The organism is Agromyces sp. NPDC057865 (genome assembly GCF_042796995.1).
Lineage (GTDB): Bacteria > Actinomycetota > Actinomycetes > Actinomycetales > Microbacteriaceae > Agromyces.
Map to the genome: position 1 here is coordinate 482,548 of NZ_JBHVMJ010000003.1, position 11,820 is coordinate 494,367.

An 11,820-nucleotide genomic window follows, 5' to 3' on the forward strand; every position below is an offset into this window, starting at 1 on the left:
CGGGGGCGCTTGTGGCGTTGTGGCGTTGTGGCGTCGGGTCCGCGGAGGGAAACGTCGTCTCCGATCGAGCAGGAATCGAGAAGCCTGCCAAGTTCGCCAGGCGTAGCGTCGGGGACATGAACACGCAGACCACGAACATCACCGCCATCGACTCCATCACGCTCGATGCAGCCGACCCCGAGGCGGCCCAGCGCTTCTACGCCGACGCGTTCGGCCTCACGACCCAGGTGCGCACGCGCCGGTCGGATGCCGCGAGCACCGGCTTCCGGGGTTACACCATGTCGCTCGTCACCTCGCAGCCCGCGAACGTGCGGGCGCTGTTCGACGCCGCCGTCGCGGCGGGCGCGACTGTGCTCAAGCCCCTCGCGAAGTCCCTCTGGGGGTTCGGCGGCCTCGTGCAGGCGCCCGACGGCGCGATCTGGAACCTCGCCACCTCAGAGAAGAAGGACACCGCGCCCGCCTCGAAGGAGTTCGAGCACATCGTGCTCCTGCTCGGCGTCGACGACGTGAGCGCGAGCAAGCGCTTCTACGGCGACCGCGGCCTTGCGATCGCGAAGAGCTTCGGCAGCTACGTCGACTTCGCGACGCCCGAGAGCCCGATCGGCCTGGGCCTCTACAAGCGGCGCGCGCTCGCCAAGACGGCCGGCGTCTCCGAGGAGGGCGGCGGCTCGCACCGCATCCAGGTCAACAGCGACGCGGGCTCGTTCACCGACCCCGACGGGTTCGAGTGGGGAAGAGCGTCGGCCTGACGCATCCGGGCCGATGTGCCGAAATGCCGAAGTGGAGAGGTCTCGATATGCGTCGCCTTCGGCGGCGCTACTCGACCACCGGATGCTTGATCGCGCGTCGCGTCACGGCTGGTGGTCGCCGACCCCGTCGGCGTGGCGGTGCACCACCCGCCACTCGCCGTTCTCGCGGCGGTAGACCTGCGTCGCACGGAGGGTGAGCGTGCGCGGCTCGCCGTCGATCGAGGTCGTGAAGCGCTCGTAGCCGACCGTGTAGGCCATGTCGTCGACGACGTCGAACGAGATCAGGTCGAGCTCGTAGCTCGTGCAGTCCGAGAAGGCCACGGCGAGCACCTCGAACGCCTCGACGAGCTGGTCGCGGCCCACCGCGTTGCGCCACGCGCCGAGCACGCTCACCGGCTCGGTACGGGACCAGATGGCCTTTCGCGGGCCCTCGTCGCCGTCGAGCATCGCCCGCTCGGCGTCGACGAGCGCGGTGTCCACCCAGGCCAGGAAATCGTCTCGGTCGCTCATGGAATCAGGATCCTCCGACTCGGCGCCGCGCACAATCGCCGCGCCGACGAGCGCCGCGGCGAGCGCCCCTACCGTCCCCGCTCGTGCGCCCAGATCGCGAGCTCGACGCGGTTGCGGGCGCCGATCTTCGCCATGATGCTCGCGATGTGCGTCTTCACCGTGCTGAGCGAGACGTGCAGTTCCTGCCCGATCTCGGTGTTGCCGAGGCCGCGGGCGACGCCGGCGAGCACGTCCTCCTCGCGGTCGGTGAGCGGTGACGACGGGCGGGTGACCGGCACGTCGGCGGCCGAGCGTGAGGTGCCGCCGGCCCCGCGGGCTCCGGCGAACGCCTCGATGAGCCGCACCGTCACGTTCGGGTCGATCAGCGCATCCCCGCGCGCGGCCGCGTGCACCGCCTCGGCGAGCAGCGTCGGTCCGGCGTTCTTCAGCAGGAAGCCGCGAGCGCCCGAGCGCAGCGCCTCGTAGACGTACTCGTCGAGGTCGAACGTCGTGATCACGACGACCGGGATCGGGTCGGCGACGTCGGGTCCGGCGAGCTCGCGGGTGGCCTCGAGGCCGTCCATGACCGGCATCCGGATGTCGAACAGGCACACGTCGGGCCGGATGCCGCGCGCCAGCGCCACGGCCTCCGCACCATCGACCGCCTCGCCCACCACCTCGATGTCGGGCTGCGCGTCGAGGATGAGCCGCAGCCCGGTGCGCACGAGCTCCTGGTCGTCGGCGATGAGCACGCGCACGGTCATGTCGCCCATCCTGCCCGCGGCAGCACCGCGGTGACCGCCCACCCGCCGCCCGGCGCCGGTCCGGCCTCGCACGTGCCGCCGAGCAGGTCGGCCCGCTCGGCCATGCCGGTGAGTCCGTAGCCGGGCACGGCGGATGCCACGGACTCCCCGTCGTCGCGCACGTCGAGCCGCACACCCGCGCCGTCCACCCGCACGTGCACGTCGACGCGCGTCGCGGCCCGGGCGTGCCGACGCGCGTTCGTCACGGCCTCCTGCGCGAGGCGGAACACCGCGGCGGACACCGGGGGAGGCAGGGAGTCGACGTCGCCGTCGACCTGCACGTCGACCGTCGGGCCCGCGGCATCCGATCGCGCGAGCCGCCGCAGGTCGTCGAAGCCGGGCGTCGGCGCGCGCTCCGCGGCATCCGTGCGCCGCAGCACCCGTACCATCGACCGCAGCTCGTCGAGCGTGCGCGACGCCTCGCCCTCGATGACGCGCAGCACGTCGACCGCGGCGGCCGGATCGCCCTGCGCGACCACCGTGCCGGCCTGCGCCTGGATCGCGATGGCCGACACGTGGTGCGCCACCGTGTCGTGGAGGTCGCGCGCGAGCTGCTCGCGCTCGAGGAGCCGCATGCGGTCGAGCTCCCGGGCGCGGGCGCCCGAGCGCCAGCGGAACGCGACGCCGAGCGTGCTCGTCGTGACGACGACCGCGAGTCCGCCGATGACGTCGGTGACGGTCGGCGCCGAGTACACGAGCGAGAGCAGGATGCCGCCGAGCACGAGCGCCCCGCCGCCGAGCATCGCGCGGCCCGATCCCCAGCGGAACACCGCGTAGACGAGGATCAGGAAGTACGCCGTCGTGAACAGCTGCGGATCGCCGCCTGCCGCGAGGCTGATGACCGTGCCGACGCCGAAGGCGATCGCGAGCATCGTGAACGGCCGGATGCGCCGCCAGAGCAGCGTGGGCACGAGCGCGATGAGCAGGATCGCCCAGAGCCACCGCGATGGGACATCCGTTCGCAGCAGCGCCTCGAGCAGGGCGAGCGGCGGGATCACGGCGACGAGCACCCAGTCGCGCCAGACCCGGCGCGGCGGTGGCGGGGACGCCGGCGGCGCATCCCACAGCGCCCGGGCGGGGCTCGTCATGCCCTCATGATAGGTGGGCACGGTTGGCCCGACGACGGATGACGAGCTCGGCGACGGCGAGGTTGATGACCCAGCCGGCGCCCATGAGCACCGTGTGCATCACCTGTCCGGGCTGGCCGAAGTACAGCGTCCACGGCAGGAACGTGAACACCTGCGTGCCCGCGCCGAGGCCGATCGCGTAGGCGCGGGTCATCCAGGCGCTGTGCGTGGTGACGTCGCCGCGGCGGATCGCGACGAACGCGAACACGATCGCCCCCGCCATGGCCGTGCCGAACACGAGTCGCATCACGTACAGCCCGGGACCGTTGATCGAGGGCATCGCGTAGAACAGCGTCATCCACAGCGCCGACAGCGCCGAGACCAGGCCGGCCGGGGCGACGATCCGCCCGGCGATCCGGTGCCAACGCCTCCGCCGCAGTGAGGGCGCGAACTGCAGCGCGCCGAGCACGAGGAACACGCTCGAGCCGACGATGTGCGCGATCACGGGCACGGGGGAGGCGAAGAACCGCGCGTTCTCGGGCGTCACGGTGCCGCCGGTCGTGAGGTCCGTGACGCGGAACGCGCCCGCTGCGATCGGGACGAGGCTGAGCGCGATGAGCCCCGCGGGCACGAGCCACTCGGGGCGGCGCCTGCGGGTCCGCGGCATCGTGGCTGCGACGGTGGTGGAGGTCATGCCTCGATGGTCGCGCCGACGGTGCAGGCGACACATCGGCCGTGCGGTCCGAGTGCATCGGCCGATCGGCCGAGGCGCTACCCCGAGGCGACCCGGCGACGGCGGGGCATCGCCAGCACGAGCACGACGCCCACGATCGTGACGAGCGGGCTCGCGACGAGCGCCGTGGACGCCCACTGCCCATTGATCACGAGGTTCACGAGGAACAGCAGCGCGGGCGCCGCGACGAGCAGCGCGGCCCACCAGCGGCCGCGGAGCAGGATGCCGCACACGCCCGCCGCGAGGTTCACCACGATGCTGAGCACGAACAGCGGCGTGGGGTTCGAGAACCTCGTCTCGAAGCCCGCGCCGTTCAGCGCCGCGGTCAGCGCGCCGAGCACGACGGCCCCCGCGGAGGCCACGGCCAGGAGCACCCAGACGACGATGAGGACGATCCGGAGCGGACTGCGCGCTGCGCTCGGCGATGACGTCACGCGGTCAGGATATTCGGTGACAGGATGTCGCGTGTGGAGGCCGATTTCGAGCGGGCCGTCGCGCGGCATCGTCACGAGCTCCTGGTGCACTGCTACCGCATGCTCGGCTCGGTGCACGACGCGGAGGACGCCGTGCAGGAGACGCTGCTGCGCGCTTGGCGGGCCACCGACCGCTTCGACCCGACGCGCGCCTCGCTGCGCACCTGGCTCTACCGCATCGCGACGAACGCGTGCCTCACCGCGCTCGAGTCCCGCTCGTCGCGTCCGCTGCCGTCGAGCGTCGGTCCGGCCTTCGACGATCCGGATGCCCCGCTGGTCCCGAACCTCGACGTGCCCTGGCTCACGCCGATCCCCGGCGACCCCGAGGCGTCCGCCGTCGAACGGAGCCGACTGCGGCTCGCGCTCGTCGCGGCGCTGCAGCTGCTGCCCGCCCGGCAGCGCGCGGCGCTCATCCTGCGCGAGGCACTCGACCTGCCGGCCTCGGAGGTGGGGGAGTCGCTCGGCATGACGACGGCCGCCGTCAACAGCGCCCTGCAGCGGGCGCGGGCGACGCTCGCGCGCACGGGCGTGGATCCCGAGGCAGCCGTCGAGCCGCCCGCCGAGCAGCGGGCCGTGGTCGACCGCTACGTGGAGGCCTTCGAGCGCGCCGACGTGCCCGCGATCACGGCGCTGCTCGCCGACGACATCGTGCTCGAGATGCCGCCGAACATCAACTGGTACGCCGGGCGCGACGACTACGCCGGCTTCATGCGCCGCGTCTACCGCCTGCGCGGCACCGGCTGGCGCACCGAGCCCATCTGGGCGAACGGCGAAGCGGGTTTCGTCGCGTACGTCGACGGGAGGCTGCACACCCTGCAGGTGCTCACGGTGGCCGGCGGGCGCGTCACGCGCACATCGGTGTTTCAGGCGCCCGAGGTGTTCGCGGCGTTCGGGCTCGTCGGTGAGGGCTGAGCTCGCCGCTCGCGGTACGAGGTTCACGCGATCCGTCGACGGCCGATGAGTTTGCGCCTCGCCGCCGGTAGGTACTCGTGGGACCGGCACACGGCCGGACCGCGAGTCGAAGGAGCACGACCATGGGCAAGGTCATCGTCATCGAGTTCATCACCCTCGACGGGGTCGTCGAGGACCCCGACGGGCGGGGCGGAGCGGGCTTCGGCGGCTGGGCGTTCCGCTTCGGCGTGGAGGCGATCGCGGGCGACCTGTTCGGCATCGTGCCGGCGCTCGACCCCGGCGTCCTCCTGTTCGGCCGTCGCACGTGGGAGCACCTCGCGCGCCTGTGGCCCGAGCGCTCCGACCCGTTCTCGACCGCGATGAACCGGGCGCGGAAGGTCGTCGTGTCGCGCGGCGAGGTCGAGCTCGGCGCGTGGGAGCACTCCGAGCGGCTGGACGGCGATCTCGTCGACGGCGTCACCCGCCTCGCGGGCGAGGGCGACGTCGTGATCATCGGGAGCCTCAGCATCGTACGCGAGCTGCAGGCGGCCGGGCTGGTCGACGAGTATCGGCTGTTCACGTTCCCCACGGTCGTCGGGGATCCGCACGCGGAGCGGCTGTTCGCGACCGCCGTGGAGCTCGAGCTCGTGTCGATCGAGACGAGGGGGCCGGCGACGTTCAGCGTGCTCGCGGCGTGAGCGAAGCGGCATCCGTCACCTGAACGAAGCGAGCGAACGGGCTCGGCGACCTGGACGTCGCCGAGCCCGTTCGCTCGTCAGCCGGTTTCGAGCATTCGTCCGAATCGGACTTGACAGCCCGGCCATCGCGATCTACAGTCGTCGTTCAGATGGTCAGACCATCTAATGTTCCGAACTTCGATCCGCTCAGGCCGGACCGATCGATACAAAGGAGTAGGGGTCCGTGAACCTGTTCTCGCTCATGCAGCAGCGCACCGCCGCGTCGGGGCCGATCCGGGTCGGCGTCGTCGGCGCCGGCAAGTTCTCGTCGATGTTCCTCACGCAGGCCGTCGGCAGCGCCAACATCCACGTGGTCGGCGTCGCCGACATCAACGTGCCGAAGGCCAAGGAGGCGCTCGCCCGCACCGGGTGGCCCGCCGAGCGGTACGCCGCGGCATCCATCGACGAGGCCCTGCGCACCGGCGGCACCGTGGTGCTCGCCGACTCGACCGAGCTGATCACTCACCCGTCGGTGGAGGTCGTGCTCGAGATCACGGGCAACCCGCTCGTCGGCACGTACCACGCCGTGACCGCGATCGACCACGGCAAGCACGTCATCATGGTGAACGTCGAGGCCGACTGCATGGTCGGCCCGATCCTCCAGCGCCGCGCCCAGGCCGCGGGCGTCGTCTACTCGATGGCGTACGGCGACCAGCCCGCCCTCATCTGCGAGCTCGTCGACTGGTGCCGCACCGTCGGCTTCGACGTCGTCGCCGCGGGCAAGGGCACGAAGTACCTGCCCGAGTACAACTACTCGACGCCCGACACGGTGTGGAACTACTACGGCTTCACCGACGAGCAGCTCGCATCGGGCGACTACAACCCGAAGATGTTCAACTCGTTCCTCGACGGCACGAAGTCCGCCATCGAGATGGCCGCCGTCGCGAACGGCACCGGCCTCCTTCCCCAGGACGAGGGCCTGCTGTTCCCCGCCGCGAGCAAGGACGACCTGCCCACGGTGTTCCGCGAGCGTTCGCTCGGCGGCTCGCTCACGCGTCGCGGCACGGTCGAGATCGCCTCGAGCATGTACCGCGACGGGCGCGAGGTGCCCGACAACCTGCGCTGGGGCGTCTACGTGACGTTCGAGGCGGTCACCGACTACGCGGTGCAGTGCTTCGCCGAGTACGGCGTGCACACCGACGAGACCGGCCGCTACGGCTCGCTCTACCGCCCGTACCACATGATCGGCCTCGAGCTCGGGGTCTCCATCGCCGCCGCCGTCGTGCGCGGCGAGGCCACCGGCGCGCCGACGGGCTTCCGCGGCGACGTCGTCACCACCGCGAAGAAGGACCTCCGCGCCGGCGAGACGCTCGACGGCGAGGGCGGCTTCACCGTCTTCGGCAAGCTCGCCCCCGCGCACGTCTCGCTCGACCGGCACGCACTGCCGCTCGGCCTCGCGCACGGCGCGAAGCTCATCCGCGACGTGCCCAAGGACAAGACGGTCTCGTGGGACGACGTGCAGCTCGACGAGTCGCAGTTCGCCGTGCAGATCCGCCGCCAGCTCGAGTCGGAGTTCCGCGCCGAGCACGCCGCCGAGGGTGCGGCCGCCGCAGCCTGAGGGCTGTCAGACGGTCAGACATCGGAGACTACGATGGACGCACACGACATGAGGGTCGGCCTCGGCCGGCGACCGGAGGGGCATCCACGTGGTCACGGCGAACGACGGCTGGGAACCGGTACAGCGCATCCGCACCTACGAACAGGTGATGGCGCAGATCGAGCAGCGCATCCTCGACGGACGGCTGAAGGCGGGCGACAAGCTCCCGAGCGAGCGAGAGCTCGCGCAGTCGCTGGGGGTCTCCCGACCCTCGCTCCGCGAGGCGATGCGGGTGCTCGAGGCGCTCGGCCTGGTGGACATCCGGGTGGGCGGTGGACCCGACGGCGGAGCCGTCCTCGTCCAGACCCCCGGCGACGGCGCAGCCAACCTGCTGAAGCTGCAGATCGCACTCGCGCACTTCAGCTGGGACGACGTCCTCGAGACGCGGCTGACGCTCGAGACCTGGAGCGTCGAGGAGGCCGCCTACCGAGCTGACGACGACGACCACCGTGAACTCGCCGAGATCCTCGACAGGATGGACGATCCGACCATCGACTCGGCGGAGTTCAACCGCCTCGACGCCGCCTTCCACCTGCGGATCGCGGAGTCGACCGGGAACGCGCTGACCGCCCACCTCATGAGCTCGCTGCGCACGGCCATCCATCGCCAGATGGTGGAGATGTACGCGGAGCTCGAGGACTGGCGGGAGACCGCGAAGACCGTCCGGGCCGAGCACCGCGAGATCCTCCAGGACATCGTGGATCGCGACGGACCCGCTGCGGCCGATGCCGTACGACGACACATCACCGACTTCTACAAGATCAACCCCCGCGGCGGGAGCGCCGTTCCGAGCTAGCCTCGGTTCACTCCCGTCCGGTACGAGGCCGCCAGGGCTTCACTATCAAGGGAGATATGAACCGATCATGACGACCATGACCGTCCGACCCGAGACGCGGGCAGCCAACGGCTCACCCGACAAGCTCCGCACCGCCATCGGCAGTGCCGTCGGCACCACCATCGAGAACTACGACTTCCTCGCCTACGGCACGGCCGCCGCGCTGTACTTCAACGAGGTGTTCTTCCACTCGGAGGACCCCGTCGTCGGCCTGCTGCTCGGCTTCGGCACGTTCGGCATCGGCTTCGCGATGCGCCCGCTCGGCGGCGTGATCGGCGGCTACCTCGGCGACAAGATCGGCCGCAAGCCGGTGCTCGTCGGCGCGCTGCTGCTCATGGGCATCTCGACCGTGCTCATCGGCGTCCTGCCGACGTACGCGCAGGTCGGCATCCTCGCGCCGATCCTCCTCACGCTGATCCGCATCATCCAGGGCATCGCGTTCGGTGCCGAGTGGGGCGGCGCGATCCTGATGACGTTCGAGCACGCGCCGTGGAAGCAGCGCGGTCGATACACCGCGATCCCGCAGGCGGGCGTCCCGCTGGGCCTCCTCCTCGCGAACCTCGTGTTCCTCTGGTCGACCAACCTCGACAGCGAGCTCGCCTGGCGCCTGCCGTTCCTGCTCTCGTCGGTGCTCATCATCGCGGGCCTCATCATCCGGGCGAAGGTCTCGGAGTCGCCCGAGTTCGTGGACACCAAGACCGCCGGTCTCGTCGTGAAGAACCCCCTCAAGGAGGTCTTCAAGAACGACTGGCGCAACATCCTCCGCGTCATCGCGCTGCGTCTCGCCGAGTCGGGCGGTTTCTACGTGATCGTCACGTACATGCTCTCGTACCTCACGAGCGGCGACGAGCCGATCACCGACCGCGCCACGGCGCTCACCGGCCTCATCGTGGCGGCGGCCCTCGGCCTCTTCACGACGATCCTGTTCGGAACGCTCACCGACCGCATCGGTCGCAAGCCCGTGTACTTCTTCGGCACGATCCTGCTGATCGCGTTCGCGTTCCCCATGTTCCTACTCGTGAACACCGGCATCCCGTACGTGATCGTGTTCGTCTACGTCGTCGCGATGGCGATCATCCACGACTCGCTCGCCGGCACGCAGGGCGCTTGGTTCTCCGAGCTGTTCAACACGAACACGCGCTCGTCGGGCGCCTCGGTCGGCTACCAGTTCTCGGCCGCCATCTCGGGGTTCATCCCGCTCATCGCGACCGCCGTCGCGGTGCCCCTCGGCTGGGGCGGCGTCGCGATCGTCTACATGGCGTGCGGCGTGCTCGGCCTCATCGGCACCGTGCTGACCCGCGAGACCTGGGGCAAGCGGCAGCGCGACGAGGTCGACGCGATCATCGCCCGTTCCTGACCGCCGCGGTGGGGCGGGGCATCGGATGCCTCGCCCCACCGTTCGGTCGTTCCGCCGGCGCCCGCTCCGGCTCAACGGCGCTCGCGGCATCCACCCACCACCCGACGAGGAAGTGACCCATGAAGACCATCGTGCTCGACGACGACCCCACCGGCACGCAGTCCGCGACGGGGGTGACGGTGCTGCTCGACTTCGACGCCGAGATCCTCGCCGAGGCGCTCGCCACGGCGGACGCCGTGTACCTGCAGACCAACAGCCGCGCGCTGCCCGAGGACGAGGCCGTCGCCCTGGCCCGTCGCATCCGTGAGGATGCGCTCGCGGCATCCGCTCGCCTGGGCGTCGACGTGCGGTTCGTGCTGCGCGGCGACTCGACGCTGCGCGGTCACGTGTTCGCCGAGACCGAGGTGTTCCTCGACGACGCGGCGGTGATGCTCTTCGTGCCGGCATTCCCCGACGGCGGACGCACCACGCGAGACGGCGTGCACTACGTGCGCGTCGACGGCGTCGACCTGCCGGCGCACGAGAGCGAGTACGCCGCCGACCCCGTGTTCGGGTTCGGCACGGGCGTGCTCGTCGACTACGTGGCCGAGAAGGCGCCGGCCCGGGCGGCCGTGCACGTGCCGCTCGACGCGGTGCGTGGCGGCGAGCTCGGCCGCATCCTGGCCGAGGCGCCGGCGGGCAGCGTCGTGCTGCCCGATGCCGTCGACGACGGCGACATCCGACTGATCGCCGAGGCGACGGATGCCGCGATGCAGCGCGGCGCGACGGTCGTCGTGCGCTCGGCGTCGCCGCTGGCCGCCGAGCTGGCGGGCGTCGCGAGCCGGGGGCTCCTACGGACGCCGCTCGTCGAGGGCGACGGACCCGTGCTGCTCGCGTGCGGATCGCACACCGCGGGCGCGACCGCCCAGCTCGAGGCGGTCGTCGCCGAGTGGGGCGCGCCCGCTGTGATCGACACGGATGCCGCGCTCGCGGATCCCGCCGCGGCGGGACACGCGGCCGCCGACGCCGCTCGCGCTGCGCTCGCCGACCGCCCGCTCGCGTTCGTCACGACCGGCCGCGACCGGTCGGCGACGCACAACACGCTCGCCCACGGCGAGCGGGTCATGACCGCGCTCACGACCGCGGTGCAGGACCTCGTGCCCGACGTCTCGGTCGTCGTCGCGAAGGGCGGGATCACCTCGGCCGAGGTCGCCCGCACCGGCATCGGCGCGCGCTCGGCACTCGTGCTCGGCCAGGTGCTGCCGGGCGTCTCGGCATGGCGCATGGCGAGCCGCGACGGGCGCGAGGTGCTGTACATCGTGGTGCCGGGCAACGTCGGCGGACCCGACACGCTCGTGCGCGTGCTCGACGCGGTGGGGGCGCGGGCGGTCAGCTCGGTCTGAGCGGCGCGCCGCGGAACATCCACTTCGCGCGAAGCCGGTGCCGGAGTACCGGAGTGCCGGCGCCGAGGTCTGGTTCCGGATTCTGGTTCCGAAGTTCCGAAATCCGTCCGAAGTTCCGAAGTTCCGAAGTTCCGAAGTTCCGAAGTTCCGAAGTTCCGAAGTTCCGAAGTTCCCCAGTCTCGTCTCGCGACGGCGTAGCGTTGTGGCGCTGTGGCGTTGTGGCGCGGCATCCGGGAAGTGACATGATCGGCGAATGGACCGCGACGAAGCGCCGGCGATCGACGTCACCGTGATCGTCGACGTCGCCAACGTGATGGGGTCGCGTCCCGACGGATGGTGGCGCGACCGGGCCGCGGGCGCCGCACGCGTCATGGACGGACTGCCGGCGCTCGTCGGGCGGGTGGTCGACGGACCGGATGGCGCGGCCCTGCGCATCGCGCGCGTCATCGCGGTCATCGAGGGCGCCGCGAAGGCGGCGGCATCCGTGCCGGGCATCGACGTGGTGCGGGCGCCGCACGACGGCGACGGCGCGATCGTCGACACCGCGAATGCGTTGGGCGGCACCGGGTCCGAGCCCGCCGAGCGCGTGCTTGTGGTGACCGCGGATCGCGGGCTTCGGACGAGACTCGGCGACCACGTCCTCATCGCCGGACCGGGCTGGTTGAACGCCCTGCTCGGCCGCTAGCCTTCGGCTGGGGAGGAGGTCT

The 11,820-nt window shown here is 71.3% G+C and carries 13 protein-coding genes; 8 read left to right on the plus strand and 5 right to left on the minus strand.

Annotated features, from left to right (window positions below):
- The first annotated feature begins 116 nt into the window (after nucleotides 1–116).
- Nucleotides 117–749, plus strand: coding sequence for a glyoxalase (locus ACFVN5_RS15185; protein ID WP_376956073.1), 633 nt, complete (start codon nucleotides 117–119; stop codon nucleotides 747–749).
- Between the two features lie 102 nt (nucleotides 750–851).
- Here the strand turns inward: ACFVN5_RS15185 and ACFVN5_RS15190 are convergent, their stop codons facing one another.
- From ACFVN5_RS15190 to ACFVN5_RS15210, 5 genes are all read right to left on the minus strand, one after another.
- On the minus strand, nucleotides 852–1,259 hold the full coding sequence (locus tag ACFVN5_RS15190) for a YybH family protein (RefSeq protein WP_376956074.1): 408 nt from the start codon (nucleotides 1,257–1,259) through the stop codon (nucleotides 852–854).
- A 68-nt stretch (nucleotides 1,260–1,327) separates the two neighbouring features.
- Nucleotides 1,328–2,002 (minus strand): response regulator, encoded by a 675-nt coding sequence (locus ACFVN5_RS15195; RefSeq protein ID WP_376956075.1) that lies wholly within the window; start codon nucleotides 2,000–2,002, stop codon nucleotides 1,328–1,330.
- Nucleotides 1,999–3,129 (minus strand): sensor histidine kinase, encoded by a 1,131-nt coding sequence (locus ACFVN5_RS15200; RefSeq protein ID WP_376956076.1) that lies wholly within the window; start codon nucleotides 3,127–3,129, stop codon nucleotides 1,999–2,001. The genes ACFVN5_RS15195 and ACFVN5_RS15200 overlap by 4 nt, the downstream gene beginning before the upstream one ends.
- A gap of 4 nt (nucleotides 3,130–3,133) precedes the next feature.
- The gene (locus ACFVN5_RS15205) at nucleotides 3,134–3,802 is read right to left on the minus strand and encodes a DUF2306 domain-containing protein (RefSeq protein WP_376956077.1); all 669 of its coding nucleotides are present in this window, start codon (nucleotides 3,800–3,802) and stop codon (nucleotides 3,134–3,136) included.
- A 77-nt stretch (nucleotides 3,803–3,879) separates the two neighbouring features.
- Nucleotides 3,880–4,275: a hypothetical protein gene (locus ACFVN5_RS15210; RefSeq protein WP_376956078.1), complete on the minus strand. Its 396-nt coding sequence runs from the start codon at nucleotides 4,273–4,275 to the stop codon at nucleotides 3,880–3,882.
- Nucleotides 4,276–4,308: 33 nt separating this feature from the next.
- Between ACFVN5_RS15210 and ACFVN5_RS15215 the strand changes: the two genes are divergently transcribed.
- The 7 genes from ACFVN5_RS15215 to ACFVN5_RS15245 all read left to right on the plus strand — a co-directional run bounded on the left by ACFVN5_RS15215 (nucleotide 4,309) and on the right by ACFVN5_RS15245 (nucleotide 11,798).
- The gene (locus ACFVN5_RS15215; protein ID WP_376956079.1) at nucleotides 4,309–5,226 is read left to right on the plus strand and encodes an RNA polymerase subunit sigma-70; all 918 of its coding nucleotides are present in this window, start codon (nucleotides 4,309–4,311) and stop codon (nucleotides 5,224–5,226) included.
- 122 nt (nucleotides 5,227–5,348) lie between these two features.
- Nucleotides 5,349–5,903: a dihydrofolate reductase family protein gene (locus ACFVN5_RS15220; protein ID WP_376956080.1), complete on the plus strand. Its 555-nt coding sequence runs from the start codon at nucleotides 5,349–5,351 to the stop codon at nucleotides 5,901–5,903.
- 223 nt (nucleotides 5,904–6,126) lie between these two features.
- Nucleotides 6,127–7,500 (plus strand): NAD(P)H-dependent oxidoreductase, encoded by a 1,374-nt coding sequence (locus ACFVN5_RS15225; protein ID WP_376956081.1) that lies wholly within the window; start codon nucleotides 6,127–6,129, stop codon nucleotides 7,498–7,500.
- Nucleotides 7,501–7,588: 88 nt separating this feature from the next.
- The gene (locus tag ACFVN5_RS15230) at nucleotides 7,589–8,335 is read left to right on the plus strand and encodes a FadR/GntR family transcriptional regulator (protein WP_376956082.1); all 747 of its coding nucleotides are present in this window, start codon (nucleotides 7,589–7,591) and stop codon (nucleotides 8,333–8,335) included.
- 67 nt (nucleotides 8,336–8,402) lie between these two features.
- Nucleotides 8,403–9,731 (plus strand): MFS transporter, encoded by a 1,329-nt coding sequence (locus tag ACFVN5_RS15235; RefSeq protein ID WP_376956083.1) that lies wholly within the window; start codon nucleotides 8,403–8,405, stop codon nucleotides 9,729–9,731.
- A gap of 119 nt (nucleotides 9,732–9,850) precedes the next feature.
- The gene (locus ACFVN5_RS15240) at nucleotides 9,851–11,113 is read left to right on the plus strand and encodes a four-carbon acid sugar kinase family protein (RefSeq protein WP_376956084.1); all 1,263 of its coding nucleotides are present in this window, start codon (nucleotides 9,851–9,853) and stop codon (nucleotides 11,111–11,113) included.
- 253 nt (nucleotides 11,114–11,366) lie between these two features.
- A complete protein-coding gene (locus ACFVN5_RS15245) occupies nucleotides 11,367–11,798 on the plus strand; it encodes a hypothetical protein (RefSeq protein WP_376956085.1) in 432 nt (143 codons plus the stop codon).
- Nucleotides 11,799–11,820: the final 22 nt, after the last annotated feature.

Coding starts and splice junctions, on each gene's coding strand:
- ACFVN5_RS15245 (WP_376956085.1), top strand. CDS start 11,367: ATGGACCGCGACGAAGCGCCGGCGATCGACGTCACCGTGATCGTCGAC.
- ACFVN5_RS15220 (WP_376956080.1), top strand. CDS start 5,349: ATGGGCAAGGTCATCGTCATCGAGTTCATCACCCTCGACGGGGTCGTC.
- ACFVN5_RS15195 (WP_376956075.1), bottom strand. CDS start 2,002: ATGACCGTGCGCGTGCTCATCGCCGACGACCAGGAGCTCGTGCGCACC.
- ACFVN5_RS15185 (WP_376956073.1), top strand. CDS start 117: ATGAACACGCAGACCACGAACATCACCGCCATCGACTCCATCACGCTC.
- ACFVN5_RS15200 (WP_376956076.1), bottom strand. CDS start 3,129: ATGACGAGCCCCGCCCGGGCGCTGTGGGATGCGCCGCCGGCGTCCCCG.
- ACFVN5_RS15190 (WP_376956074.1), bottom strand. CDS start 1,259: ATGAGCGACCGAGACGATTTCCTGGCCTGGGTGGACACCGCGCTCGTC.
- ACFVN5_RS15240 (WP_376956084.1), top strand. CDS start 9,851: ATGAAGACCATCGTGCTCGACGACGACCCCACCGGCACGCAGTCCGCG.
- ACFVN5_RS15235 (WP_376956083.1), top strand. CDS start 8,403: ATGACGACCATGACCGTCCGACCCGAGACGCGGGCAGCCAACGGCTCA.
- ACFVN5_RS15205 (WP_376956077.1), bottom strand. CDS start 3,802: ATGACCTCCACCACCGTCGCAGCCACGATGCCGCGGACCCGCAGGCGC.